Source organism: Candidatus Accumulibacter sp. ACC007, from assembly GCF_907163205.1.
GTDB classification, from domain to species: Bacteria; Pseudomonadota; Gammaproteobacteria; order Burkholderiales; family Rhodocyclaceae; genus Accumulibacter; species Accumulibacter regalis.
Window position 1 is genome coordinate 875,288 of sequence record NZ_CAJQUD010000001.1, and the last position, 24,775, is coordinate 900,062.

At 60.4% G+C, this 24,775-nt stretch carries 23 protein-coding genes and 3 pseudogenes; 16 read left to right on the forward strand and 10 right to left on the reverse strand.

Going from position 1 to position 24,775, the window contains the following annotated elements:
• The first annotated feature begins 442 nt into the window (after positions 1-442).
• Positions 443-1,252 (forward strand): trypsin-like peptidase domain-containing protein, encoded by an 810-nt coding sequence (locus QZ634_RS21485; RefSeq protein WP_366145354.1) that lies wholly within the window; start codon positions 443-445, stop codon positions 1,250-1,252.
• A gap of 106 nt (positions 1,253-1,358) precedes the next feature.
• On the opposite strand, the gene QZ634_RS03705 is transcribed toward QZ634_RS21485, so the two are convergent.
• The 3 genes from QZ634_RS03705 to QZ634_RS03715 form a co-directional block, all read right to left on the reverse strand.
• Positions 1,359-1,817 carry a surface-adhesin E family protein gene (locus QZ634_RS03705; RefSeq protein WP_291985685.1) on the reverse strand — a complete coding sequence of 153 codons (459 nt, stop codon included), beginning with the start codon at positions 1,815-1,817 and terminating at the stop codon, positions 1,359-1,361.
• A gap of 361 nt (positions 1,818-2,178) precedes the next feature.
• A complete protein-coding gene (locus QZ634_RS03710) occupies positions 2,179-3,474 on the reverse strand; it encodes an ISL3 family transposase (protein ID WP_291985253.1) in 1,296 nt (431 codons plus the stop codon).
• A 1,111-nt stretch (positions 3,475-4,585) separates the two neighbouring features.
• The gene (locus tag QZ634_RS03715) at positions 4,586-4,717 is read right to left on the reverse strand and encodes a YHYH domain-containing protein (protein ID WP_291985687.1); all 132 of its coding nucleotides are present in this window, start codon (positions 4,715-4,717) and stop codon (positions 4,586-4,588) included.
• A 176-nt stretch (positions 4,718-4,893) separates the two neighbouring features.
• On the opposite strand from QZ634_RS03715, the gene QZ634_RS03720 reads away from it, so the two are divergent.
• The 5 genes from QZ634_RS03720 (at position 4,894) to QZ634_RS03735 (ending at position 8,763) form a co-directional block, all read left to right on the forward strand.
• Positions 4,894-5,907 carry an AraC family transcriptional regulator gene (locus QZ634_RS03720; protein WP_291985689.1) on the forward strand — a complete coding sequence of 338 codons (1,014 nt, stop codon included), beginning with the start codon at positions 4,894-4,896 and terminating at the stop codon, positions 5,905-5,907.
• A 167-nt stretch (positions 5,908-6,074) separates the two neighbouring features.
• The gene (locus tag QZ634_RS21490; RefSeq protein WP_366145376.1) at positions 6,075-6,422 is read left to right on the forward strand and encodes a KTSC domain-containing protein; all 348 of its coding nucleotides are present in this window, start codon (positions 6,075-6,077) and stop codon (positions 6,420-6,422) included.
• A 997-nt stretch (positions 6,423-7,419) separates the two neighbouring features.
• Entirely contained in the window at positions 7,420-7,647 is a 228-nt protein-coding gene (locus tag QZ634_RS03725; RefSeq protein ID WP_291985690.1) for a hypothetical protein, read from the forward strand.
• The gene (locus QZ634_RS03730) at positions 7,644-7,898 is read left to right on the forward strand and encodes a hypothetical protein (RefSeq protein WP_291985692.1); all 255 of its coding nucleotides are present in this window, start codon (positions 7,644-7,646) and stop codon (positions 7,896-7,898) included. Before QZ634_RS03725 ends, QZ634_RS03730 begins: the two co-directional genes overlap by 4 nt.
• A 214-nt stretch (positions 7,899-8,112) precedes the next feature.
• A complete protein-coding gene (locus QZ634_RS03735; protein ID WP_291987993.1) occupies positions 8,113-8,763 on the forward strand; it encodes a PEP-CTERM sorting domain-containing protein in 651 nt (216 codons plus the stop codon).
• 272 nt (positions 8,764-9,035) lie between these two features.
• Here QZ634_RS03735 and QZ634_RS03740 read toward each other — a convergent pair whose 3' ends face one another.
• Both QZ634_RS03740 and QZ634_RS03745 read right to left on the reverse strand, forming a co-directional pair.
• On the reverse strand, positions 9,036-10,331 hold the full coding sequence (locus QZ634_RS03740) for an ISL3 family transposase (RefSeq protein ID WP_291985253.1): 1,296 nt from the start codon (positions 10,329-10,331) through the stop codon (positions 9,036-9,038).
• A 102-nt stretch (positions 10,332-10,433) separates the two neighbouring features.
• Positions 10,434-10,685: a hypothetical protein gene (locus QZ634_RS03745; RefSeq protein WP_291985694.1), complete on the reverse strand. Its 252-nt coding sequence runs from the start codon at positions 10,683-10,685 to the stop codon at positions 10,434-10,436.
• Positions 10,686-12,791: 2,106 nt separating this feature from the next.
• On the opposite strand from QZ634_RS03745, the gene QZ634_RS03750 reads away from it, so the two are divergent.
• Together QZ634_RS03750 and QZ634_RS03755 are read left to right on the forward strand one after the other, a co-directional pair.
• Positions 12,792-13,268 carry a PEP-CTERM sorting domain-containing protein gene (locus QZ634_RS03750; RefSeq protein WP_291985696.1) on the forward strand — a complete coding sequence of 159 codons (477 nt, stop codon included), beginning with the start codon at positions 12,792-12,794 and terminating at the stop codon, positions 13,266-13,268.
• A gap of 244 nt (positions 13,269-13,512) precedes the next feature.
• The gene (locus QZ634_RS03755) at positions 13,513-13,902 is read left to right on the forward strand and encodes a hypothetical protein (RefSeq protein WP_291985698.1); all 390 of its coding nucleotides are present in this window, start codon (positions 13,513-13,515) and stop codon (positions 13,900-13,902) included.
• Between the two features lie 76 nt (positions 13,903-13,978).
• On the opposite strand, the gene istB is transcribed toward QZ634_RS03755, so the two are convergent.
• From istB to QZ634_RS03770, 3 genes are read right to left on the reverse strand one after another with little or no spacing between them, the layout of a single operon-like run.
• Positions 13,979-14,725, reverse strand: a complete 747-nt coding sequence (gene istB, locus QZ634_RS03760) for an IS21-like element helper ATPase IstB (RefSeq protein WP_291985700.1) — start codon at positions 14,723-14,725, stop codon at positions 13,979-13,981.
• Entirely contained in the window at positions 14,712-16,214 is a 1,503-nt protein-coding gene (gene istA, locus QZ634_RS03765) for an IS21 family transposase (RefSeq protein WP_291985702.1), read from the reverse strand. The genes istB and istA overlap by 14 nt, the downstream gene beginning before the upstream one ends.
• Positions 16,211-16,579: a hypothetical protein gene (locus QZ634_RS03770; protein ID WP_291985704.1), complete on the reverse strand. Its 369-nt coding sequence runs from the start codon at positions 16,577-16,579 to the stop codon at positions 16,211-16,213. Before QZ634_RS03770 ends, istA begins: the two co-directional genes overlap by 4 nt.
• 244 nt (positions 16,580-16,823) lie before the next feature.
• On the opposite strand from QZ634_RS03770, the gene QZ634_RS03775 reads away from it, so the two are divergent.
• The 6 genes and pseudogenes from QZ634_RS03775 to QZ634_RS03800 all read left to right on the forward strand — a co-directional run.
• Complete coding sequence (locus QZ634_RS03775) at positions 16,824-17,234, forward strand: hypothetical protein (protein WP_291985706.1); 411 nt, start codon at positions 16,824-16,826, stop codon at positions 17,232-17,234.
• Positions 17,235-17,291: 57 nt separating this feature from the next.
• Positions 17,292-17,639 (forward strand): hypothetical protein, encoded by a 348-nt coding sequence (locus QZ634_RS03780; RefSeq protein ID WP_291985708.1) that lies wholly within the window; start codon positions 17,292-17,294, stop codon positions 17,637-17,639.
• A gap of 417 nt (positions 17,640-18,056) precedes the next feature.
• The gene (locus tag QZ634_RS03785; RefSeq protein WP_291985710.1) at positions 18,057-18,476 is read left to right on the forward strand and encodes a hypothetical protein; all 420 of its coding nucleotides are present in this window, start codon (positions 18,057-18,059) and stop codon (positions 18,474-18,476) included.
• The gene (tnpB, locus tag QZ634_RS03790; RefSeq protein WP_291985032.1) at positions 18,473-18,820 is read left to right on the forward strand and encodes an IS66 family insertion sequence element accessory protein TnpB; all 348 of its coding nucleotides are present in this window, start codon (positions 18,473-18,475) and stop codon (positions 18,818-18,820) included. Before QZ634_RS03785 ends, tnpB (QZ634_RS03790) begins: the two co-directional genes overlap by 4 nt.
• Before the next feature lie 39 nt (positions 18,821-18,859).
• Positions 18,860-19,738: a Druantia anti-phage system protein DruA gene (locus QZ634_RS03795; RefSeq protein ID WP_291985712.1), complete on the forward strand. Its 879-nt coding sequence runs from the start codon at positions 18,860-18,862 to the stop codon at positions 19,736-19,738.
• Positions 19,735-21,153 (forward strand): annotated as a pseudogene (locus tag QZ634_RS03800) (transposase); the annotation flags it as partial. The gene QZ634_RS03795 and the pseudogene QZ634_RS03800, both read left to right, overlap by 4 nt.
• 36 nt (positions 21,154-21,189) lie before the next feature.
• Here the strand turns inward: QZ634_RS03800 and QZ634_RS03805 are convergent.
• Together QZ634_RS03805 and tnpB (QZ634_RS03810) are read right to left on the reverse strand one after the other, a co-directional pair.
• A pseudogene (locus tag QZ634_RS03805) lies at positions 21,190-22,533 on the reverse strand (IS66 family transposase); the annotation flags it as partial.
• 81 nt (positions 22,534-22,614) lie between these two features.
• Positions 22,615-22,974, reverse strand: coding sequence for an IS66 family insertion sequence element accessory protein TnpB (gene tnpB, locus QZ634_RS03810; RefSeq protein ID WP_291985716.1), 360 nt, complete (start codon positions 22,972-22,974; stop codon positions 22,615-22,617).
• 384 nt (positions 22,975-23,358) lie between these two features.
• Between tnpB (QZ634_RS03810) and QZ634_RS03815 the strand changes: the two are divergent.
• Together QZ634_RS03815 and QZ634_RS03820 are read left to right on the forward strand one after the other, a co-directional pair.
• Positions 23,359-23,565 (forward strand): annotated as a pseudogene (locus QZ634_RS03815) (IS481 family transposase); the annotation flags it as partial.
• A complete protein-coding gene (locus QZ634_RS03820) occupies positions 23,562-24,407 on the forward strand; it encodes an ATP-binding protein (RefSeq protein WP_291985718.1) in 846 nt (281 codons plus the stop codon). The pseudogene QZ634_RS03815 and the gene QZ634_RS03820, both read left to right, overlap by 4 nt.
• Positions 24,408-24,775 lie beyond the last annotated feature (368 nt).

The following is a 24,775-nucleotide window of genomic DNA, read 5'->3' on the forward strand; positions in this document are numbered from 1 at the left end:
GGCAAACCTGGTCCGCGAAGCCTACCATACTCTGTCTAGCCCCTCCTCGCGTTCGATCTACGACGAGTCCCTCATAAATGCTGTGGTCCGCGTCACCAAACCAAGAGCTCCTGGCGACGTACGTTCCGGCGGGCTCGCTTGGCTCGTCTTATGCGTGCTTTTATCCGTCGTCGCGGGTATCGTCTGGACGTTGCGGCCATCTGCAAGGTCACCATCGCCTCCACCGGCGTTAGTCGGCGCACCTCCACCCCAAGTGAGTGAGGAGGCGATACGGCCGCCGGAACCGGAACCGTCTTCTAGCGCCAACACGCCCCATGTGGTGTTGGACGAAGCCGCAAAAGCGACGCGCTCAGCTGAGGACGTTTTTTCGAGGGTTTCGCCCAGCATTGCGCTCGTCGTCGCTACCGATAGGTCTAGCCGAACGCAATCACAAGGCAGTGGAGTGGTAATTGGCACTGGAACCGTTGTGACCAACTGCCATGTAGTGGCGCGTACAGGCAGCACCATCACCGCAAGAGTTGGCACTGACACATACGAAGCCACCGTAATGGTTGCCGATGAAGAGCTCGATCTGTGCTCGCTATCCGTCCTCGGGCTATCTGCACCGGCGGTTGAAATAGGGAGCGTGGGCTCGCTGCGGACTGGGCAACGCGTCTATGCGATCGGCGCGCCATACGGCTTAGACCTTACTATTAGCGAGGGTATCGTCTCCAGCCTTCGTGATGTCCCAGCTGGCACGGTGATCCAAACCACAGCCGCTATCTCCCCCGGTTCAAGTGGCGGCGGGTTATTCAATCTCTCGGGGCAATTGGTGGGTATTGTGACTTTCCAGAGCCGGTATGGACAGAATCTTAATTTTGCACATCCGGCAGATTGGATCGCGCAGATGCGGGCGCGGGCGTCCTCCTTGACAGCCGCTACTCCAAGCCCTCGTCCGTACCCCCCAGGCTCTAGCGCACCCCCAGCTCGGCCAGTGGACGACTCACCGGGTGCTCTAATAGTAGGTTCATGGTGGTGTATCGGTGGAATGTCATTCCCCAATGGCGAGTTTCACTTCAGGAGCGACGGCACCTTCACCTCGATCTTACCCCGTCGCGGAGATTCCGGAAGCTACTCGGTCATAGGTGGCAAGTTCGTTAACTTCGATATCCGCGGCCGACATTCTTCACTTGTCATCCAAAACCTGACTGCAACAGTATTGGTTCTCAAGAAAGCAGACTACTCTGACTGGCTAACCTGCAGCCGCAAGTGACCGTCCCCTGCCTGAAACTCGCACGGAATAGCAGAGTCAGCCAGCCAAACTCGCGTAATCGTTCACTTATCTATGCTGCAGCCGGGATCGCAGGAAGCTCGGGCGCCTACTGTCTTTCGCAGATGGCACGCCATAGCAATTTTATCGGCACATCAGATGACAGCCCTCCGATTGAGGACCATCTACTGGGAACAGAGTTGATAGACACGGTCTGGCCGCCGCCCATGTGTCCAGAATGGTAAGAGACGAAGAGTACTCGAACCTGCTGCTCCTTGCAGTTATACTCTTCTTGTATTCGTACGGACAAGTGAGGCTTACTATTCTCCGGAGATGGCGGCGCCCATCGATTTAGTAAATCTTGTGGCGTTTCAAAATCATTCATTCGCCATAGTTTTGCAGTATCGCCAATCTTGCTGATGGTGGCGAGATCAACATAGAAGAAGTAACAGTCTCTATCACAGGGGCTGAGCTTGTTGTAGTTGTCATTGGAAAGGACCTTGACCCATCCAGCGAGCGAGCTATAGCTAACTAATGACAATAGGACTGTAAAAATCACTTTTTTCATTCGCACTCCAAAATGTACTCGCCTCAGCTTCATCCCCACAGTTGATTAATTAACCACTACAGGCCTCCATGAACGCTCGCGGTCACGTTCTCGGTCACGTTCTCGGTCGCTTGCAGACCGGTTTCTTTCACACTAGAGATGCGCGCATTTTCTCGTTCTGTGTCTTTAATACGTGCTTTGATTCTTTACGAACAGACTCTAGGTTCTTTTGTAGCTCATCAATAGCATAGTCAATTTCAGAATCAGTAGCGAGTGTTACTGTAATAGTAATGCGTCCTTCGCTGTTCGCCCAGCATTCATTGAGAACAATATTTACTGTTGGGTCACCAGGGAAGTCACCTTTTTTCCATTCTTTAAGGGTTTAGGTCGTTTCGTGTGGAACGGGCAAGAATGGGGCGAAGGGCGAGGCGGGCAAATGAGTGAGCTTTCCAGCGATGAGGTAGGCCATGGCGATGAAGTTTTCGACGCGGCGATAGCCGCGTGCCCTTGCGCGCGCCTCCTGGAGCGCTCGATTCATCGCTTCGACACGGCCATTGTGTTTGCCGGGGTGAAAACCGTTGAGTACGCCAGGAAGGTGCTTGCTGATCGTCCGTCCGAGGCGCTTGAACGGTTCGAGTCGGCAGCGGCTGGCCCAACTGAGCCAGCGCTTGAGCAGGGGCTTGGCCTCGTCAGGTGTCGTGGCGGTGGCGTAGATGGAGCGCAGCGCCTGCTTGATCCGCCAGGCCCGTGCGGTCTTGAGGTTCGAGCGCTGCAACCAGTACATGGTGTCGGTTTGCTTGACGGTCCAGTCGGCGGGTTTCTTGTGCAGGCCCCAGCGGGTGCCTTTGAGTTCGGGCGCGGTCTTGACCTCGGCGCGTCGCACCTCGTCCAGCGCCGTGCTGCTCAGAGCGACCACGTGGAAGCGGTCGAAACAGACCTCGGCTGCTGGAAAGTGCTCGGCGGCGCCGGCCTGGAACGAGCCGCTCATGTCCATGCTGACATGGGTGATCGCGGTGGGCTGGCCACCATGCTCGGTAAGGTCGCTGGCGAACTTTCCGAGCGTGGCCTTGTCCCGGCCCGGTGTGGCAAACAGCAGACGCTGCGCGTCGAGGTCATAAAAAACAGAGATATACGTCTGGCCGCGTTTACTGGCGGTCTCATCGACGCCGATCGCGCGAACCCTAGCATGACTTTCCTGGGCGCGCGCCCGGCCCACATGATGATTGATCACGCGCCACAGTCTGCGACTGCGCACGCGCAGCAGTCGGCCAGCTGCCAAGACCGACATGGTCGGCGCCAGCATCAACGTCAAGGCCTCGAACAGCAGCGTGAAGCGGCTCCCTTCACGCGCCCAGGGAACAGGAATCTGCGTGACCTTGCCGCAACCGGCACAGGCCACTCGCGGCACCTCGGCATGCAGGTGGGCTTCGTACTGAAAGAAATCCATATGGCGCCAGGAACGCGCCAAGCGGTCATGCAGCGGCTGCGCCGCCGCACCGCAAGCCGGGCAAGCATGAATGGCTGCGCCAAATCGGACCTGGAAATCGATCCGTCCGGACTCTGGCTTGAAGATGACCTCAGCTACCTGCCAAGGAGCAACGAGACCCAGAGCCTGGGTGAACAGCGTTTCAATCATGAGGAACCGGTCGCGAGAGGAAAGACCGCCATTGTCCTCCATGCCGAGGGCGGCAGACTGCCTTCCTCGGCCCGGAGCAAGCGTAAGCAAGCGGGCAGCGATGTAAAGGGTTCGGCTGCGCCCGGACTGCGTCCGCCCTTGACATCACCGCTCCCTCAAAACGCGAAACCCATCGCCGGTTCCACACGAAACGACATAGAGCCTTCTTTAAAGGGGTTGTCTACGGCAAAGATCTCAGACATATAACCTCCAAATGTTCAATCTGCTTAGGGGGATACAGCATTGCACTGTATGTGTCGGCGTTCTATACAGTATTAAAAAAGTTCGTGTGAATCGGTGCGTCACAATGTAGGACAGTAGCATATTTGGCGAGAAATGTCAATGACCGCTTTGGGGGAACTTTTTCAGCACTCAACCAGAAAGCAGCCGTCGAGACCACCAAGTCGGTGGGCACCTCCGCGGCCGGGGCGCGAGTCAGCCCCGCCTGGGGGCCACCTGGGCCCGCCTCGGGCCAATCGCCACGCCGCGATCACCGCCCCCTCCCAGCACCGCGCGGACGTTCCAGAGGCCCGGGTTTCGATGCCGCCCAGGACATCCCCGAGGCAGAGTCCGGCGCTCACCCCGCGGGCCGGCTCGGTTCCCGGTCGGTAAAAAGTGAGGTGATTTCCTTGATTTGGTTCGAGTTTTCGCACCCAAAAAGCAACCGACCGAGCGCCAAGGTTCGGGATAGGCTCGGTCCGAAACGATCGGTCGAATGCGAAGGAAAAAGGCGTTACGAATCTTCAGCTTGGCCGCCATAGAAATCGGTGTGAGTTCGACTGTTAATCCGTAGGTCCCTGGTTCGAGCCCAGGTCGGGGAGCCACAGAAAATTTCTAGTAGTACAAGCGCTTAGCCCAGCCCTCGCGGTTGGGCTTTTTGCGTTTGGGGCCGGCGTCCGGGCCTATACCGAGCTGGGGGTGGGTCGGGGCGTGGCAGGGGGCTGCGGCGGGGGAGCTCGGGGGCGGTGCAGCGGTTCAGTATGGTCAATTGCGAACGGTGCTGGCAATCGCAATAGCCTCCACGAAGCGAGCGGTCCGTGAAGGCTATTGCCAGAACACGATTGCCGTCACGGTTGGTTCCTCGCTGCTCGTCCTCGTTATGCAAGGACGTATCTCAGTGGCAATGGTACCCGCCGTTCTTACGGTCGTGGTGGCACCGTTTTCCATCTAAGCCGCCAGAGTGAGCTTGCGCAACACCAGCAACCATAGCGAACAGAACGACGACGAAGATGGACAGTGTTTTCATGATGGGCCTCCTAATAGATGGCGAATATAGGTGTTGCCACGGCACCTCTGAGCATTTCTTTGCCGAGGTACAGTTCCCACAGCGTACCGGTCCACCCGAGTGCTTTCTTGACGCATTCCGCCAATCGCATGACCTGATACGCCACAATGCGGGCTCAGATTTCGGGGGGCAGCGCCATGGCATCAGAAACCTTTCTCGCGACCTTTGGGCTGGTTGGCCTGCGTTTGGTTGAGCTGCACGGTATCGACCCGCAGCGATTCATTGAGCAGGTGGGGATCGAGTCGTCCCTGGTCATGGACACCAGGACACGCCTTCCGACACGGCTCGCCGACATCGGATTCGAAAAGGCGATGTCGCTGATCGCCGATCCGGCCTTTGCCTTGCGCGCGGCCGAGTGCTGGCACCCCTCCAACCTTGGTGTGTTGGGCCATGCCTGGTTATCCAGCGATACGCTGCGCACCGGACTGAAGCGCCTAGCACGCTTTGCCCACATCCTTGGCACCAGAGGCAGATGTACGTGCGTCAATGATCCCAACGGCTTGCGCTTCGTCTTCGATCATGGCCGTGGCAATGCCGCGATTGGCCACGCGATCGCCGATTTCTGTCTGTCGATGATTCTGGATATGTGCCGCACCAACTTCGGCGCATCGCTGCAAGCGGAATCCGTCAGTTTGCGCCGCCCGGAACCGGCAAACCCGGAACCCTACCGGGGCTTCTTTGGGTGCAGCGTGCGTTTTTCTGCCGATGAAAATAGTTTCGTGCTGGCGCGCATTGCCGCGGATCGACCCCTTCCCACGTCCAACAGCGAACTTGCCATTACGTTCGATGCAATCCTCTCCGAACAGTTGGCAGTGCTTGACAAGGCGGACATCGTGACGCGCTGCAAGGCCTACCTCTTGCGACAACTGACTTCCGGCGAGCCTTCGGAGGAGGAACTGGCCGGCGCCATGGGCATGAGCTGCCGGACGTTGCAGCGCCGACTCGGTGATCAGGGGCTGAGGTACAAGGGCGTGCTCGACGAGATGCGCTATGACCTGGCGCAGCGCTACCTGAGCGATCCCGAGAAATCGGTGACGGAGATCACCTTTCTACTCGGCTTTTCGGAGCAGAGTGCCTTTTCTCGTGCTTTCAAGCGTTGGAGCGGGAAGGCGCCCACCCTCTATCGAGCAGAGAAAGCCGAACTGGCCTGAGGCTCGGATAAAGCACCTGTTCGCGGCATCCCTCCCGCTGACGCGAATGATCACGTGATTGGCGCAGTCGGTCAAGCTGCCCAGCCGGCCTAGCGGTAAGCTAGAAGCCTGAGCATTGCTAAGCGCTCACGATCTCGCCGCAGGAGGGCATGAGAAATATGAACAATATGAATACCTTTAGACTAGCGCTGGCCGGAATTATTGTCTTTGGCAGTACGCTTCCGATCTTCGCAAACGCAGAAAGCGTCGACGTTAAATATCGTGGTCTAGTCGACCTTGCGCCGTTTCAATGTGAATGGTTGTCACGGAGTTCGTTCATCAAGCGCTTGTGCTACGACGCCAAGGAACAATACGTCGTTGTCAACCTCACGGGAATCTACTATCACTACTGCGAAGTGCCAGGAAATATTGTCTCTGGATGGCGCCAAGTAGAGTCGATGGGCCGGTACTACAACTCACGAGTTAAGGGAAGATTTGATTGCCGAGTTTTTCGGGTCCCTACCTACAATCGGTGAGTAATCGATGTACGAAAGACATATGGGAAATTTCATCAATGTGCTTTGTAGCGCGGTTTACAAAAAATGGGGATTCTATGACAAGGCTGACTTGCGTGCTATTGGCCGCTGCTCTGCTAGGCGGCTGTGCACATCAATTGGACCTTATTTCAAGGGACAACAGTGGCAACGGAACTGGTACGGCTCAGGAGGTAGGAAAGCAGATTACCATTAACCTAAATGGCAAGACATATAGCGGCACATACATATACGATGGTGGGAAAGTCATCAACACGTCAAGCTCCGCGACAGCTACCGCTTATAGCGGCTCAAATACAGCTAGGGCCTACGGAACTGGCTACTCATCGACATACGTGCCAGGTTCCGGAAACGGAAGGGTGCTTGCCACGTCTGGAAACGACTCATTACGGTGTGACTTTAGTTATCAGGGGGGCACTGGAATTGGTTATTGTAGGGATAATTATGGGAAAGAATACGACCTGTTGATTCGATAGCGTTGTACAGGAGCAGGAAATGGAGAGGGGCGCGAATTAATAGCGTTTATCTGCCGCTCCGAAAGTGCCTGAATCGACCGCTGGCGGTTCGCGGCAGATAAACCTTGTTGGACTGAACCGCCGCGCTGACAGTGGCTATGGGGATTGTAAAGCTGGCCGGTCCGAATTCAATCGTTTGGCATGAACCCGCCAAGCCGACCGAGGCCCGTCGACGGGCAGGTGTGCCGGCAGAACACAGATGGGTCGGTGCTGGCCGGGTGCCGTTTGACGATAAATAGAATTGGGTTCCTTCACGCTCCAAAATGCCGCTTGGCCGATAACGTCTGCGCCGAAGGGGGCAGGGTGGTTGTTGCGTGCACGTAAGGCTTTCTATGCGCGCCGTATGCACCCTTGGCGCAAGCAATCACGTGGTTGGCGCCGTGGATCAAGCGCTCTCATTGGTCAAGAGCTAACCTTGACGCATGAAGGTTGCTACGGCTATTAACCAAAAGGGGATACGACGAATGAAACTCAATGGATGGCGTCGCATGTGGATCGTCGCTTCTGTCGCATTGTTTGGATCACTGCTTGTGCGCTCCGTTCTCTTGTTCCATGGCGGGCGTGACCTTATAGACGATGACGCAATAACGCTCTTCGGTATATATGTCATGTTGTCCGCATTGCTGTACATGGCTGGAGCCGCTGTCGCATGGATCATCAGGGGGTTCACCAACAAGGAAAAGCAGCCATGAGCAAGAAAGCAATCGCCGACCTACTCGACAGCATGGCTGAAGTTGTGCATGCCGAGATCGCTAAGCACGCGCTTATCACGAGGATCGACCTTGTCGAATCTCTCGGTCTGCGCCACAGTAGTTATCCGAAGCACGCCGCCACGAAAGGGGAAACGACTTGGCTATGTGCGCTGCTAACGACCAAGCTCGAAGAGGAAGGCAGGATCGAAGTCGTTAAGGATGGTGGACGCACTTTCTACCGTGCAGTGTGACTAAACTTCAAGAGGAACTAACCAAGAAGCATTGCCGCACAGAATTTTGGGGCAAGCACTCGAACAGAACCGATGAAGCTCTTTCCGTTACCGGCTTGTCTGGCACGGACTGACCAAAACTGTTCATCAGAATTATCCGATATGTTCCGTGTAACGCCGCAACGAAATAAATTCTCTATTCGCGTAGTTTAAAACTGAGGCTCCTATGAACTATATGCAACGCTCGACAAGAGCATTTCTGGCAGGTATCGCGGTTTTCACTAGCTCACAAGGGTTGGCTGTACCTGTCAATTACGACATCACGTTTACCCAGACGTGGCTGGCGCACGATCCGACGACCCCGGGTTACGAATGGTTAGGGCCACGCTTAATCTCTGGACAGTTGTCTATTGATGATTCCGTTCTCGGTCCATCTCACGCGAACGCCGTTTATGGCCCAAGCTCTCCCGAACTGAGCGCCATATATAGCTATACGGTCACACTGGACTCGAAAGTCTACTTCTTCGACCAGAGCTACACCGCGGCGATCGGTGCTCCTCCTATTGCATCCGTGATCCGAACGGATTCCGTGGGGGCTATTGCCGATCTGCAGGGTGCCTTCAGGTTGCCCGGGTCAATCTCGAGCATCATCCTCGGAAGGGTCGGTCGAGACGGGACGTATACCGACGTTCAACAAGTCGACCCCTTTAATGCGCCCCTAGTATCGAGTGGTACGTATACATCCTCTTTGGTATCGTCCGTTCCGGAGCCTGGATCCTACGCCCTCGTGCTTGCTGGCTTGGGCATGCTGGGGCTCGTGTCTCGCCGCCGTAAGGGTGCTTTGTCCTTTGCTCCCAAGCGTTGGACGACGAGCCCAAGAGCATAGGCACCACCAATCTTCGGACGAACAATCCGAAGGTTGGAAACCACCAATTCTCCACTCAACTCCAACGTTCTCCGATATACTCCAAATAACGTCTGAACCGCTGGAATGCCCTGTTAATCCGTAGGTCCCTGGTTCGAGCCCAGGTCGGGGAGCCACAGAAAATTCCTAGTAGTACAAGCGCTTAGCCCAGCCCTCGCGGTTGGGCTTTTTGCGTTTGGGGCCGGCGTCCGGGCCTATACCGAGCTGGGGGGTGGCTCTGGGCGTTGCGGGGTTTAGGTCGTTTCGTGTGGAACGGGCAAGAATGGGGCGAAGGGCGAGGCGGGCAAATGAGTGAGCTTTCCAGCGATGAGGTAGGCCATGGCGATGAAGTTTTCGACGCGGCGATAGCCGCGTGCCCTTGCGCGCGCCTCCTGGAGCGCTCGATTCATCGCTTCGACACGGCCATTGTGTTTGCCGGGGTGAAAACCGTTGAGTACGCCAGGAAGGTGCTTGCTGATCGTCCGTCCGAGGCGCTTGAACGGTTCGAGTCGGCAGCGGCTGGCCCAACTGAGCCAGCGCTTGAGCAGGGGCTTGGCCTCGTCAGGTGTCGTGGCGGTGGCGTAGATGGAGCGCAGCGCCTGCTTGATCCGCCAGGCCCGTGCGGTCTTGAGGTTCGAGCGCTGCAACCAGTACATGGTGTCGGTTTGCTTGACGGTCCAGTCGGCGGGTTTCTTGTGCAGGCCCCAGCGGGTGCCTTTGAGTTCGGGCGCGGTCTTGACCTCGGCGCGTCGCACCTCGTCCAGCGCCGTGCTGCTCAGAGCGACCACGTGGAAGCGGTCGAAACAGACCTCGGCTGCTGGAAAGTGCTCGGCGGCGCCGGCCTGGAACGAGCCGCTCATGTCCATGCTGACATGGGTGATCGCGGTGGGCTGGCCACCATGCTCGGTAAGGTCGCTGGCGAACTTTCCGAGCGTGGCCTTGTCTCGGCCCGGCGTGGCAAACAGCAGACGCTGCGCGTCGAGGTCATAAAAAACAGAGATATACGTCTGGCCGCGTTTACTGGCGGTCTCATCGACGCCGATCGCGCGAACCCTGGCATGACTTTCCTGGGCGCGCGCCCGGCCCACATGATGATTGATCACGCGCCACAGTCTGCGACTGCGCACGCGCAGCAGTCGGCCAGCTGCCAAGACCGACATGGTCGGCGCCAGCATCAACGTCAAGGCCTCGAACAGCAGCGTGAAGCGGCTCCCTTCACGCGCCCAGGGAACAGGAATCTGCGTGACCTTGCCGCAACCGGCACAGGCCACTCGCGGCACCTCGGCATGCAGGTGGGCTTCGTACTGAAAGAAATCCATATGGCGCCAGGAACGCGCCAAGCGGTCATGCAGCGGCTGCGCCGCCGCACCGCAAGCCGGGCAAGCATGAATGGCTGCGCCAAATCGGACCTGGAAATCGATCCGTCCGGACTCTGGCTTGAAGATGACCTCAGCTACCTGCCAAGGAGCAACGAGACCCAGAGCCTGGGTGAACAGCGTTTCAATCATGAGGAACCGGTCGCGAGAGGAAAGACCGCCATTGTCCTCCATGCCGAGGGCGGCAGACTGCCTTCCTCGGCCCGGAGCAAGCGTAAGCAAGCGGGCAGCGATGTAAAGGGTTCGGCTGCGCCCGGACTGCGTCCGCCCTTGACATCACCGCTCCCTCAAAACGCGAAACCCATCGCCGGTTCCACACGAAACGACATAGAGCCCCTTTTCCGCAGCTTTTACTTCAGCAAGTATCTTCTCTTCGGCAACTCGTCGTGCTTCCGAAAGTTTTTCCGCCTCAATCTTGGTTTGCCTTTCCTGTTCGATTCCTGGAAGGAAAATAGCATAATAGTAAAAGACGCTGGCTGCTGATGCTAATACAGCTAGAGCGAAGACGACCCTGATCACTTTGTCCACATCTACCCATCCTCGTCATCGGTTAGGATTTTGGTTCTAGCTGCATCAGGCGGCTTTGCGGTTAAATCGATTCGATGTTCATCAATAAAATTCACACAGGTGCGATACCAAAATAATGCCGTCTATTTTAACGCAGCCTTTTGCCTATTAGTGCCCTGAACCGCAGCTATGGGGGCGGACACAGGCCTTTAATAATCGCAACGCCATTGATCGGGCCGCGACCAATTAGGGGCGTCGTAACTGCAGTTAACTGTTAGGAACGCCCGGCACGAAGCAGAGAGCCTAACAAGGTTGGGTGCATATATGTTGTTCTTTCCACTGGAATGTGAATTGACTCAGAACACCGCTGCAGCGGAACTCCGGATGGCGTAGCCCAAGTGGTGAAGCCGCGCAGAAATTCCGCCCATTTATGATCCGGCTCGTCCTTACATGGAAGCACCAAGTAAAACCAAAAACTGTTTATTCCTACCAGCCGAACCATGAAGCGCTGCTCTAGAGTGCCGGTGTAGGCAAGCGTAGCGCATCTTAGGGCAGTCGGCCTAAGGATAATATCAGATTCGCCTACGCGGCTAACGCCTTTAGCTTTCGTGACTACCTGCAAGCGAAGCGCTAGCTTTGCGCAGTACCCGCCACTTAATACATATCGCACAAAGCGCTGGTGCGCGGCGACGTTTCTCTTGTTGCCTGTCGCCCTAGACGAATTGTAGGAAATTTTAAGTAGGGCTCTTAGAAGGTTCTCGTAGTTGTATTTGAAAGATACAGATTCGCCTGGCTCAACCAAGCGCTCAAAGTACGCGTCGTATAGTTCGCTGAGGTAACTGTCTAATAAGCTAAGCCTCTCGTTGTTGCAGATAGCGCAAACGTCTTTAATTACAGGGTCGCCAACGTAGAACTTATCCGTCTTTGGGTTGTAGGTGTGCAGCTTTTCGTACTTATTGATTAGCGCACTCGGCCATATGTGTTCCTTTGTTCCTGGCCGCCACTCTCCGCAATATGCACACGATGTCATCGACTCCTACCTAACCGCCCATCTAACGCGCCTAACTTTGCTATCGAGAGAAAGTCTTGAGTTATAACCTGGGCGCCTGCTCCCCACCTTTGCGCCGCATCCTTGCTGATTCCATACAGTGGAAAAACGCGTGTAAATCTGCACCTCACAGGCTAAGGCGATAGCATACACAGAGATCGCTTAGATGACCGCTTTGGGCAAATTTCTTCAGCGTCCCTTCCGGGCCGATTGTACCCGTTAAGCATCCGACCAGAAAGCGGCTGTGAGGAACCGAAAAGTCAGCAGCGCCCAGCGGCGCGAGGTCGGAATCCCCGGGCGCGCGGCGAGGAGATGTCTCCGGGCCGCTTGGGGGCCGTGTGGTGCCACTGCGAGGCAATCGCCCGGCCGTGAACCCCCACTTTCAGCACCGTGCGGCCATCCCAGAGGCCCAAGTTTTGGCGCCACCCGACCGTCCGAGGGCCAGAGTCCGGCGCTCACCCCGCCGGTCGGTTCTGTTCCCGGTCGGTAAAAAGTGAGGTGATTTCCTTGATTTGGTTCGAGTTTTCGCACCCAAAAAGCAACCGACCGAGCGCCAAGGTTCGGGATAGGCTCGGTCCGAAACGCTCGGTCGAATGCGAAGGAAAAAGACGTTACGAATCTTCAGCTTGGCCGCCATAGAAATCAGTGTGAGTTCGACTGTTAATCCGTAGGTCCCTGGTTCGAGCCCAGGTCGGGGAGCCAGAAAATTCCTAGTAGTACAAGCGCTTAGCCCAGCCCTCGCGGTTGGGCTTTTTGCGTTTGGGGCGGGTGGCCGGGCCTATACCGAGCTGGGGGTGGGTCGGTGAATGCGTGGTGCGTGAGGTGCGTGATACGCATCAGTCACCTGTCGAAAAATTTTACAGTTCACTGCGCTCACCCCCATGCAAATCGTTCGCCCCCCAAGCCAAGTGCTTATTATTCGTGAGCCGTATCCATATGGCACATTTCGTGCTTCCTGATTGGTCAGATGCGGGAAGAGAAGCGCGGGCGTATCGGCAACCCGATCCGGCGTCCACAGCCCCCTATTCCAGATGACCAGCGGGGCTGCCCACAGACCGTCAACCAAGGAAACTTTCTCGATGAACATCAGGAATACGAAAAAACTTGCTGCCGCGATTGCCGGCGTGGTAGCTCTTGCCACGGGCAGCGCGGCACACGCAGCTTTCCAGTACACACTTAACAGCATCGACGCTGACGGCCTGCCAGACTTCGTTCTGACGGTCCCAACTCTGATATCAACTGCTACAAACTTTCTGCCGTCTGACTTCGATTCGATCGTCCTGCCCGTGGGCGTAAGCGTTTTCTCTGTCGACGTCTTCAACCCTCTGGTCAGCCCACTCGTTACTTTCAACCTTTCAACGGGATCTGTCGGTTTTTTTTGGACAGGGGCGAATGGGTTTGTCGGCCCCGGGCAGTATTGCGCAGGATTCAACGACTGCAACGCTACTGACGCCATCATGACCATCACTGAGATGACGAGGGTCCCGGAGCCCGGGAGCCTGGCTCTGCTCGGCATCGGCCTGGCAGGTCTCGCCACTTGGCGCAAGCGGCGCTGAGGTCCTGCGCAACACGTGAGTATCCGGGGACAGACCACGGTTTCCCATCCGTAGCACCACCCAATAGCTACGCCATCTGACGTCTCCTGAAAACGGCGCTATTGACCCCGCACGCCGAAAGGCTCGCGGGGTTTTTCACGTCTACAGCGCCGAAACCTGACATCTGTTTATTCCGCCCAAGCCGACTCGCCAAAAATCCCAACGAGCAGCGCACCAATCCCCAATCCCAACCAAGGAGCCGCCCATGAAGAGACTCGCCACCGCCATAGCCATCACCGCCGCACTCGCCGCCGCCGCAACCCAGCAATACCTCCACGCCTCCACCGACCCTCAGCACTCCGCCCTCCATTCCCGGCTACACGCCGTCGAGCGCACCCTGTCGGCGACCCAGCAGGACATCCTCGGCTATACCACTTTCACCCAATACCTGGAGGTCACCAAGAAAGCCATCTCAGGCCGGACGAAATTCCTGGCAGCCAGAATCGACCGAAACTACGTCCATGTCGAGCACATCAACAGGTCAGCGCTGGGCATCAAGTCGGACGCTGTCGGCGCCGGGGTGAAACCGGCGTCCACAAGCCGACATAAATCTGGTGCGAGCAAGGCCGGAGCTGTGGTCTGGAACGTTGGTTAGAGAGCGCCAAGAGAGGGCCGCCCGGCCCGTGGGCAAAGGCGGTCGGTGCAGGGGCTGGCCGAGGACGGTTTCTGAATCAGGCGTCGTGCTGCTCGCGCATCCGGTAGGACGATCCTTCGATGACCAGTGTCTCGGCATGATGCAGCAGGCGGTCGAGCAAGGCGGCAGTGAGGGTGCTGTCGTTGTTGAAGATCTCCGGCCATTGTTTGTACGCTTTATTCGACGTGATGATTGTCGAACCGCGCTCATAGCGCTGACTGATCACCTGGAAGAGGCCATCGGCGCCAAACTTGTCAATCGGCAGATAGCCCAATTCGTCGACGCAGAGGATGGCGGGTTTGAGCAGCCTGGTCATCTCGCGTTTGACCCCGCCGGTGGCCTGGGCGGCGGCCAGCGCATTGACGATGTCGACGGCGGTGGTGAACAGCGTCGTCAGGCCCTGCAGGCAGGCCGCATGAGCGAGGGCTATGGCCAGATGAGTCTTGCCGACGCCGACCGCGCCGAGCAGAATCACGTTGCCATGCGGCGGCACGAAATCGAGGCGGAACAGATGCTGGATTTGCGGCCGATTGATCTTCTTCGGCCACGACCAGTCGAAGCCGTCCAGCGTCTTGATGCCGGGCAAGCGCGCGGCCTTAATGCGGCGGGCAATCAGCGCCTCATCGCGGCGAGCGACCTCGCCGGCCACCAGGTCTTCGAGAAAGCGGCCATGAGACCACGACTCACGGGCCGCCTGAGCCATCAAGCCCGGCGCGTGCTGAACGAAATACGGCAGCTGCAAACGACCCAGATGCTTCGCGAGAAGCGCCTCAGACATGGTCATGATCACCTCCTACCTCGTCTTGCGGATTGTTTCCCGTGCGGATGCCAGAATAAGCGGACAAGTCCGGTGGTGGCAGTTCAAGCTCCAGCAGATCCTGCCGGCGGATAAGGTGTAGCGGGCTCGGCTCGGGCAACTGGCGGCGACGTGCGTCAATCAGATGGGCGATGTATTCGCTGCTGAAGGCCTCAAAGGTCAGGGCATCGGTCATCGCCCGCACGACCGCGTCGTCACCGTGGATCTCGGCCAGTGCCACGATCTTGCGCACATGCGCTATCGCATTCCCCCGGCGATCGAGCAAGCCGGCGTGATATTTCTCTGCCAGTGGCGTCAAACCCAGGAAGCGCTTGAGTACCAACGCATCGCGGGCATGCCGACGTTGAGCGATCAAGGTCTTCGGGTGATCGGGGTCCTCGATGTCCTGATGGCGTTCGAAGGAACGCCCATGGCGGGCGACCAATTCGCCGTCGTGATAGACACAGACGCGATCCGGATAGACCTTCATCGTCACCGGTCGGCCCGCCAGGCGGGCGGGGACGGAATAGCGATTGCTCTCGAGCGTGACCCGGAACTGTCGGTTGGCACGAACGGTCAGGACGCGGCCGACATCGAACAGCCGGGGATTGACCGGCTGCAGATGAGCGCGTTCCTCGACCCAGAGGTCTTCCGGCCGGCGTTGTGTTTCGCGATGCAGGCGGACGTTGGCAACCGTCTCCAGCCACAGCCTGACGGCCGGATTGAGCGCGCTGAAGTTTGGCAGCTCCAGGCCGGCCAGGAAATTGGTTTTGACATAAGCGACGCCCCTTTCCGCGCGTCCCTTCTCATTCCCTTTTCTCGGCGCACAGGCGACGATTTCGAAGCCGTAATGGCGGGCGAAGTCGAGATAGCGGGGATTGAACTGCACCGGCTCGCCACGCACATGGCGCAAGACCGCACTGCGCAGATTATCGACCATGACCTTGCGCGGCACCCCCAGGGCAGCAAAGGCGTTGATGTGTGCCGCCAGGAAGTGCTCCATCGTTTGCGAGAGCGCAAACTCGACGTACAGCTTCCGGCTCCAGGCCAGCACCATGACGAAGAACGAAAGGCGGCGGCGGGTGTTGCCCACGGCGATGGTGCCGTATTCCCCCCAGTCGACCTGGGCGACTTCCCCGGGGGCGAAGGCCAGGGTCAGGAAGGCTTCGCGCCGGGGTGGGCGGATCTTGTGGACGTAGTCCTTGACGATGCTGATGCCGCCCTCGTAGCCAGCATCCCGCAGGCGTTGAAACACCTGCTGGGCGGTGAGCGGATGCGCATCGAGCCAGCCGACGATGCGCCCCTTGTAGGGATCGAGCTTGCTGGCCCGCGGCACGCGCGCCCGCGGGGCGTACGGGCGGTCGATCCAGTGGCGGACGGTCTTGACGTCCAGGTCCAGGCTAGCGGCAAGTTGGGGGGCCGTCAGATGACTGGCCACCCCCTCGCGAATGGCGCACCACGTGGCATAGTCGATCATGGCCGGCTCTCCAGAACAGCGCGCAGCCGCGCCAGACGCGTGCCGACCGGCACACACTCGGGCACGCTCAGGACCTGGTACAACGGTGCGTCGTAGGCGATCAGGTCGAGGGCGATCAAGTCCCGGCGGGCGCGGGCCAGGCGAACGGCGTCCATCTGCAGTCGTCGGCAGAGGCTGGCCTCGCTGTAGTAGGAAAGACCGCAGGCGTCGGCGACAGTGACCAGAAACAGGTACAGCGCCCAGGCGCAGACGTCAGCCTTCTCGATGTAGTGTTCCCGCACCAGCCGATGATCGAGCCAGCTGAAATGCGCGGGCACCTGCCGCTGACGTTGCGGATTCAATAGCCGCTTGGTCGGACTGTTCATGCGGGCCTCCTCGAATGTCCTGTCCCAGTTGTAGCAGCCGGGTCAGGGCCGAGGCGATGTCATCTTGTAACGTACTGCCCCAGATATGGGCGATTAAGCCAATCAGAACAGTAGGTTGGGCGTTCAAGAAATCTTGTAACGGTGGCGCCAGTTCGATCGTGGGAGCGTTACAAGATTTCTTCGCTGGGCGCACGGCCTCTGCTGGCAGGGGCGCCGAGGCGTCAGGCTCGAACATTAAGGTTTCTTGTATCGCGGACTCGGCAAGCGGCGCACGCTTGCCGCGGCTGTATCCAGGGTGCTCCTGTCGCCAGGCCTGGACCCGCGCCACGGCTTCCGGTCCGCGGTGATAGTCGAGGTTCTTGGCGAGCCATTTCGCCTGGCTGGCCCGCTTGCTCGCTGCCTTGCACGCCGCGGACCCGCAATAACGCTGATGCCGCGCGTTACGCCTGTCCGGCACAAACGCCTGACCGCAATTCACGCAGGGGTCCTGCTTCTCTCTGTCCATCTCGCGTCCCCTCCTGCCTCATCACAGGACGGGCTACTACACGATCTGGAAATAAAACCAAAGAAGACCCAAACAGCGAAGAAAAACCAGCTCTATATCAAGCGCTCGAAGAACATCCACCCCAAGAACATCCAGCTTCGCGCCGGCTGACGGCGACCAGTTTCAGCTTGGCCGCGACAGGACGCCACCATCATCCTGAACTACGCCGTGGAGTATTCCGTCGGCTACGACCTGAGCCCCGAGAGTTTCAGCGTTTCGGGGGACGCCACCGGCATCACCGTGACGTTGAAGAAACCTGAACTCGTCGCGTCGCCGGCCATCGGGGCTATCTCCCATGAAATCCCCGGCAAGGGGCTGCTGATCGATGAGAAGGAGCAAGTGATCGCCCTGCAGCAGCGATTGATCACCGCCGCCGAGAAGCAGGGCAACGCCATCAGTATGGAGGAAGCAGTGATCGCCCTCTGCGAGCGGAAGCTCGGGGAATTCCTGCGCGACTTCCTGGCGAAGCAGCCGAATGTCCGAGCAGTCCCGATGATCACGTTCGCGTATCGCTGAGCCGCAGCACCAATCCACGTAGCACCGCAGCACTCACCAGTTCTCACCCCGCCGAGCCCGCCATTTCACAGTGGTCGGGGATTTTTTTCGTCCACGAAAGGAGTCCCAAATGTCATTCATTATCACCGATCAGCTTCCAAATGATCATCGCACCGCACATCACCGCGCCACCCACCAACCGTGTTCCCTGCCCACCCAGGAGGCGACCCATGCTCGTCCTTCGTGATCCCGAGGCATCCCGCAGCATCGCCGCCCCGGACATACGCCGACTCGTAGAGCAGCGATTCCTCGATATCTGCGCCGAGGAGCCCTACGAGCCCGATCTGCACGGCGTGTCCTTTCGGCAAAGCTGCATGAAATCGCCGGGGCGGTCTGGTAGCGTGGTAGGCCCGTATTCACTGATCCAGAGGCCTCCCGATGCCGCCATCCCTAACCGTGTCCGACCCCCAGCTGGCCGATGCCGCGGCCGCCCTTGCCGAATGGCGGAACACCCGCCCGCGCAGTCCGCGTATCCCGGAAGACCTCTGGTCGCGAGCGACCGAACTCGCCGACCGGTACGGCATCGCCAAGGTCGCCGTTGCTCTGAAACTCGACTACACCAGCCTGAAGCGCCGGCTGGCCAGCACAGTCACAGCCAAGCGACCCGCCGCCGGCGTGCGCTCATCGGCGCCCTCGGCGGAGTTCGTCGAACTCGACTTTGGCCTGCCGCTTGCCCCGTCTCCCTGCATCCTGGTCCTCTCTGACCGGCACGGCCGGGCGCTGCGTATCGAACTGCCGCGTGCGGCCAGCAGCGAGATCGCCGAGGTCGCGTGCAGCCTGTGGCAGACAAGGCCGTGATCGCGCTGAGCCCGCGCCTGCGCGTCTGGGTCGCCGCCGAGCCGGCCGACTTTCGCTGCGGCATCGACGGCCTGGCTCGGCGCGTGCGCCAGGTCCTGGCCGAAGACCCGTTCAGCGGTGCCCTGTTCGTCTTTCGCAACCGCCGGCACACGGCGGTCAAACTCCTGGTCTATGACGGTCAAGGCTTCTGGCTGTGTCAGAAGCGCTTGTCGCAGGGCCGCTTCCGCTGCTGGCCCAGGGAGTCGCCGGGACAGGTGCTCGCCCCGCACGCCCTGGCGGTGCTGCTCTCGGGAGGCGATTACGCGGCGGCCGGGGGGATGCCGCCCTGGCGCGCGCTCGCCTGACGCTTGCGTTCCAGATGCAGAACCGGTATAACGGTCTGCGTGCCCACGATCCTTTCCTACCGTGGCCGCACGGTTACTACCGGCGACCTCGAAACCATCCGCGCGCTGCTCAAAGCGCATCCCGACGCCAGCCGCCGGGCGTTCTCACAACGCCTGTGCGAACACTGGGACTGGCGTCAGCCCAATGGTGCGCTGCGCGACATGGTCTGCCGCAGCCTGCTGCTCGTCCTGCACCGGGCCGAGCACATCTGCCTGCCAGAAGTCCGCCACCGCCCGCCGAACAACGCCATTGTCCGCCGCCGGCCGCCGCCGGTGACGGTGGACCGCTCGCCGCTGGAAGCGCGTCTCGACGCGTTGCGCCCCATCGAACTGATCACCGTTCGCCGCACGCCGCTGGAAGGACTCTTCGATCACCTGATCGCCGAGGCGCATTACCTCGGCCCGATGCAGGGCGTCGGCGAACAGCTCAAGTACCTGGCCTTCAGCCAAGGGCGGCCGCTCGCCTGTCTGGGCTTCACCTCGGCGCCGCGCCACCTCGCTCCGCGTGACCGCTTCATCGGCTGGTCGCCGGCCGTGCGCCGGGCGCATGTGCACGAGATCGCCTACCAGAGCCGCTTCCTCGTGGTGCCCTGGGTGCGGGTTCCGCATCTGGCCTCGCATCTCCTCGGCCGAGTCGCGCGGCGGATTGGCGCCGACTGGCAGACGCTCTATGGCCATCCGGTGCATTATCTGGAGAGCTTCGTCGATCCCGAGCGCTATGCGGGGACCTGTTACCGGGCCGCCAACTGGCAGGAACTGGGCCTGACCACCGGTCGCGGCAAGGACGACCTGAGCCATCGCCCGAACCGCTCCCGCAAGCAAGTCCTTGGTTACCCGCTGCACGCGGACTTCCGTCGCCGCCTCGGGGGGCTGGCATGAGCCGGCGCCGGCAGAAGCCGCCCCGGCGGATCCAGATCCCGATTCAGGAGCTCAACGCCATTGTCGAGCGCACCCGCGACGGCGCGTTGCCCGAGGCCGAGCAGGCCACCCTCAAGGCCGCGGTGGACACCCTCGCGCGGGTGACCGCCGAGCTTGAGTCGACGCAGACCACGCTGGCACGGGTGCAGCGGATTGTCTTCGGCTCGCCGAGCGAGCGCACGGCCGCGGTTCTCGGGGAAGAGAAGACGGGCGAGCGTCCGCCGGCTGCGGCCGGCGAAACGGACTCCGGTGGTGCGCCGACAGGCACGGCCGATCCGGACCCGCGGCGCGAGAAGAAGAAGCGCCCCGGGCACGGTCGCAACGGGGCCGAGGACTATCCCCGCGCGCCGCGCATCGCGGTTGCCCATGCGCGCTTGAAGCACGGCGATCCCTGCCCCGAGTCGGGTTGTGAGGGCCGCTTGTACGGGCAACGACGCGAGCCGGCGCTGCTGGTTCGCGTGACCGGGGTGGCGCCCCTGGCGGCGCAGGTCTATGAACTGGAACGGCTGCGTTGCGGACTCTGTGGCACGGTGTTCACTGCCGAGCCACCGGCAGGGGTCGGCGAGGCGAAATACGACGAGACCGCCGCGGCGATGATCGCGCTCCTGAAGTACGGCTGCGGTTTGCCGTTCCACCGTATCCAGCGGCTCGAGAAGGCGCTGGCCATCCCGTTGCCGGCGGCGACCCAGTGGGAGGTCGTGCAGCAAGCGGCGGCACGTCTGACGCCGGCCTTTGCGGAACTGGCCGAGCAGGCGGCCGAGGGGTCGGTGCTCTACAACGACGATACGACGATGCGCATCCTGAACTTTACCCAGGAGGCACGCACCGAGGCGCTGCCGCCGGGCGCCCGCGCGGATCGCACCGGGGTGTTCACTTCCGGGCTGGTCGCCGAGACGGCACATGGCCCGATCGCGTTGTTCAAGACCGGGCCCTGCCATGCCGGCGAACACCTCGCCGAGGTGCTCGACCGCCGTGAGGCGCCGGACCCGCCGATCCAGATGTCCGATGGTTTGTCTCGCAACAAGCCGGGCGATCATCCGACCCTGGCCGCTTCTTGTCTTCCGCATGCGCGACGCAAGTACGTCGACGTGGCCAATGCCTTTCCCGACGAAGTCGCCTTCGTCCTCAAGACGCTACGCGAGGTCTTCCGCACCGACCAGCAGGCGCGGCGGAAAGGTCTTTCGCCGCCGGATCGCCTGCTCCTGCACCAGCAGGAGAGCGCCCCGCGCATGAAGGCGCTCGAGGACTGGATGACCAGGCAGTTCGCGGAGCACCTCGTGGAGCCTCACTCGGGGCTCGGGCAGGCAATCTCGTACATGCAGAACCACTGGCAGAAGCTGACGCTCTTCCTGCGCGTGGCGGGCGCCCCGATTGACAACAATGTTTGTCATGCCGCGCGCGGCATGACAAACATTGTTGTCGATGGGGTAGATGCCGTTCTCCGCATACCGGGCGAAGGCCGACCAGCGCTTCAAACTGTAGTCGATGGCCTTGGCCAGGGCGCCACCGTTGGCCACCGATTGGCGCGTGTGCACCATCCACAGGTTCAGGATCTTGAGCAGCGGCTGACTGTGTGCCTGGCGCAGCAACGCTCGTACCTCCACCGTATTCCCCTTGGCCTGGGCCTCGATCGCATATAACTCACCGATTCGACGCAGCGCCTCCGCGGCGATGGGGCTGCCGTTGGCCTTATGAAGGTCGAAGAACTTGCGACGGGCATGCGCCATGCAGGCCAGTTCGAGCGCCTCGCCCCGAAACAGCCTCTTGTAACCGGCGAAGTCATCGACCATCAGGGCCCCTGTCCAGTCGCCCAGGAAATTCGCCGCGTGCACGCCGCCCCGGCCAGCCTGATAGTCGAAGATGACGATCGGCGGATCATTACCCAGCGAATTGCTGCGGTAGGCCCAGAGATAAGCGTGTTTTGTTTTCCCTTTCCCGGGGTCCAGTTGGCGAACCGGGGTCTCATCGGCATGCAGCATCAGGCCTTGGCGCAGCCAGTCGGCGAGGCGGTCGCCGAGCGGTTCGAGCGCGACGCCGATGCGACCTACCCAGTCGGCCAGCGTCGAACGAGCCAGCGACACCCCGGAACGAGCCGCCTGCTGTTCCAGACGATAGAGCGGCAGGTGGTCGGTGTACTTGCTGACCATGACCCAGGCCAGCAGGGCCGGTGTGGCCAGGCCGCCATCGATCACCGACGGTTCGGCCACTGCCGCTGTCACGGTTGCGCAGGGTCGGCAGGCGTATTTGGGGTAAATGTGGCGATCGACGAAGAACTCCGCGGGAACGATATTGAGCTTCTCGGTGACGTCTTCGCCGATCAGTACCAGCGCTTGGCCACATTCACCGCAGGTGCACACCTCAGGCTCGTGCCGGTGCTCGATACGTGGCAGGTGTGCGGGCAAGGGTTGACGGCCCGCGCGTTCGCGCTTGGGCTTCTCGGGTGGCGGCTGATGCGGCCCCATTTCGGTCGCTTCGCGCTCTTCGGCCAAGCGCGCTTCGCAGGCGGCCAGATCCGCAGCCAGGGTTTCATCGAAGAGATCGCGTTCAGCAACGCCGAAGGCTTCGCTCTTGACGCCGAATTTCATCCGCCGCAAATACGCCAGTTCGAGGGTGAGCTTCTCGATTTTGACGTCGCGCCAGTGAATCGCGGTGGCGCTGGTGCGTGCTTCTTCGAGCAAGCCACCGACCCGCTTCTCCATCCACGCCAGCAGTTCTGGCGAGGGGTCAAAAGCGGCAAGTTCGGTGGCGAAGTCCATGACGGATTATACCAAACGGATGGCTATGAACGTAGGCAAGTAACCGTTTTTGCATGACTTTTTTCGGAAACCTGCGGGCTGCTAGACCTGCCAATGCGCCGGTGCGGGAGCCTCGCGACGCTGCCAGTCGACACCGGCGATCAGCCACTGCCATTGTCCCGGCGTCAGGGCACATACCCGGTCGCCAGCCTGGGGCCAGGTGAAGCTTCCCCGATGCAGCCGCCGTTGCGATAGCCAGACGCCGGTGCCGTCCCAGACCAGTAGTTTGAGACGGCTGCGCTTGCGATTGGTAAACGCATAGGCGGTGCCATCACACGGGGAGCGCCCGAGGCTGGCCTGGATGCGGGCGGAAAGGCCATCGATGCCCAGACGCATGTCCACCGGTTCAATCGCCAGCCAGATACCTGCCGACGGCGGGGTGAGCGGCGTGGGTGCGATCATGAGCGTCCTCCGCAAAGCTCTGCCAGCCAAACGGCGGGAGGCAGACCCGCAAATTCAAGGCGCCAGCCGTTGGCGATGGTGAGCGACAGGCTCGGCAGCGAAGCCGCCACCTCCGGAACCCGTACCGCGGGAATCAGTGTCAGCGAAGCGCTTCCTTCCTGCGCGTTTGTCCCTCTTGCCAGGCGCAGGTGCCAGTAACTCAGCGAATGGTTCTTTAGCCCGTGCCGGTCACAGTACGCTCTCTGCGTCTCCCCGCTCGCGCGCCAGGCGCCCACATGCCGTTCCCAGTACCTTTCCCGCTCTGCATCTTTGTCCATTTTTGCCTCCCCTCGAAAACATTGAGGTTGAAGCAGATCGACGTCGAATTACAGATGGGCGGGCTGGACGCTTACGCTTCTTTGCCCGGTCAAGCCACTCGACAAGTCGGCCAACGCCGATGGCCAGCGCCGGCGCCTGACGCCGGTGAGTACCGATCTGTCGCCGCTACCGTCGTCGGGCCTGGCGCCCTTGCTCCGCCAGTTGCTCGCTGACTACGCCGCCACCGGCCTGCCGCCCGCGTACTTGCCACCCCTCGACCAGGACCCCGCATGAACCAGAAACTCCTTGCCCTGTATGGGCTGAAGTGGAATCCCTTCTCCCCGGATTTGCCTACGGAGGCGATCTACGTGCCGCCCCGGATCGAGAATTTCTGTTGGCGGATCGAGCAGGCCCAGATCCGCGAGGGGGGCTTTGCAATGATCCATGGCGACCCGGGTACCGGCAAGAGCGTTGCTTTGCGCCTCCTGGCGGAGCGTCTCGCGCGCTTGCCCGATATCACGGTGGGCGCGATCAATCACCCGCAGAGCAACCTCGCCGACTTCTATCGCGAAATGGGCGATATCTTTGCCGTGCCCTTGCGCCCGCATAACCGCTGGGGCGGCTTCAAGGCCTTGCGGGAAGTGTGGTTCGCGCATCTGGAGACGACGCGAAGACGCGCGGTACTGCTGGTCGATGAGGCGCAGGAGATGAGTCCGCCGGTGCTTTGCGAGCTTCGTCTTCTGGCCAGTGCGCGATTCGATTCGCAGCCGCTCTTGTGTGTGGTGCTGGCGGGCGATGCGCGCCTGATCGAGAAGCTGCGGCGCGAGGAACTGATCCCGCTGGGCTCGCGTATTCGCACCCGGCTCGCCACCGAACACGCCAGCAGGGAGGAGTTGCTCGCCTGCCTGAACCATCTGCTTGCCGGCGCCGGTAACGCCAGTCTGATGACCCCGATGCTGCAGCAGACGCTGTGCGATCATGCCGCCGGCAATTACCGCATTCTGACGACGCTCGCCGCCGAACTGCTCGCCGCCGCGGCGCAGCGTGATCTTCCCCAACTCGACGAGAAGCTCTATCTGCAGGTCTTCGCCCAACCCGAGAGGCCGGCGCCACGGCGTGCGGTGGCGGGTCGCTGATTTCGAGACGGACGACGTCCTTCGGCACTTCGAATCCCTCGATGGCGCGCCGATCGCTCAATTCGTGGGTGTTGATAAATCCCTCGAACTGTGGCCGGAAGGGGGTCACGGGGACCGTGGAATAAATGCGGCACGTTTCATCGCCGCGTTTATGCCGCGAAAGCCCCTTGACGCCCTGGAGGGCGCCAACGCTCACGGCAGTTGTCGGGGATAGGTTTTACATTCCCGACGGCTGCCTCACGGCGAGTGCGGGGCCTGGGGCAGAGCCCCAGGATCTGGTCGCCTGCGCCGCTCTTGCCCGACTCCCGTCCATGATCGGGCAGCACTTGATGCGTGGCGCCTATCCGCCGCAACCATCACCGTACGTG

Bases quoted from the DNA above. Each gene is read 5' to 3' on its own strand.
- QZ634_RS03705 (WP_291985685.1), bottom strand. From the start codon at position 1,817: ATGAAAAAAGTGATTTTTACAGTCCTATTGTCATTAGTTAGCTATAGC.
- QZ634_RS03710 (WP_291985253.1), bottom strand. From the start codon at position 3,474: ATGGAGGACAATGGCGGTCTTTCCTCTCGCGACCGGTTCCTCATGATT.
- QZ634_RS03715 (WP_291985687.1), bottom strand. From the start codon at position 4,717: ATGAAAACACTGTCCATCTTCGTCGTCGTTCTGTTCGCTATGGTTGCT.
- QZ634_RS03720 (WP_291985689.1), top strand. From the start codon at position 4,894: ATGGCATCAGAAACCTTTCTCGCGACCTTTGGGCTGGTTGGCCTGCGT.
- QZ634_RS21490 (WP_366145376.1), top strand. From the start codon at position 6,075: ATGAATACCTTTAGACTAGCGCTGGCCGGAATTATTGTCTTTGGCAGT.
- QZ634_RS03725 (WP_291985690.1), top strand. From the start codon at position 7,420: ATGAAACTCAATGGATGGCGTCGCATGTGGATCGTCGCTTCTGTCGCA.
- QZ634_RS03730 (WP_291985692.1), top strand. From the start codon at position 7,644: ATGAGCAAGAAAGCAATCGCCGACCTACTCGACAGCATGGCTGAAGTT.
- QZ634_RS03735 (WP_291987993.1), top strand. From the start codon at position 8,113: ATGCAACGCTCGACAAGAGCATTTCTGGCAGGTATCGCGGTTTTCACT.
- QZ634_RS03740 (WP_291985253.1), bottom strand. From the start codon at position 10,331: ATGGAGGACAATGGCGGTCTTTCCTCTCGCGACCGGTTCCTCATGATT.
- QZ634_RS03750 (WP_291985696.1), top strand. From the start codon at position 12,792: ATGAACATCAGGAATACGAAAAAACTTGCTGCCGCGATTGCCGGCGTG.
- QZ634_RS03755 (WP_291985698.1), top strand. From the start codon at position 13,513: ATGAAGAGACTCGCCACCGCCATAGCCATCACCGCCGCACTCGCCGCC.
- istB (WP_291985700.1), bottom strand. From the start codon at position 14,725: ATGACCATGTCTGAGGCGCTTCTCGCGAAGCATCTGGGTCGTTTGCAG.
- istA (WP_291985702.1), bottom strand. From the start codon at position 16,214: ATGATCGACTATGCCACGTGGTGCGCCATTCGCGAGGGGGTGGCCAGT.
- QZ634_RS03770 (WP_291985704.1), bottom strand. From the start codon at position 16,579: ATGAACAGTCCGACCAAGCGGCTATTGAATCCGCAACGTCAGCGGCAG.
- QZ634_RS03785 (WP_291985710.1), top strand. From the start codon at position 18,057: ATGCCGCCATCCCTAACCGTGTCCGACCCCCAGCTGGCCGATGCCGCG.
- tnpB (WP_291985716.1), bottom strand. From the start codon at position 22,974: ATGATCGCACCCACGCCGCTCACCCCGCCGTCGGCAGGTATCTGGCTG.
- QZ634_RS03820 (WP_291985718.1), top strand. From the start codon at position 23,562: ATGAACCAGAAACTCCTTGCCCTGTATGGGCTGAAGTGGAATCCCTTC.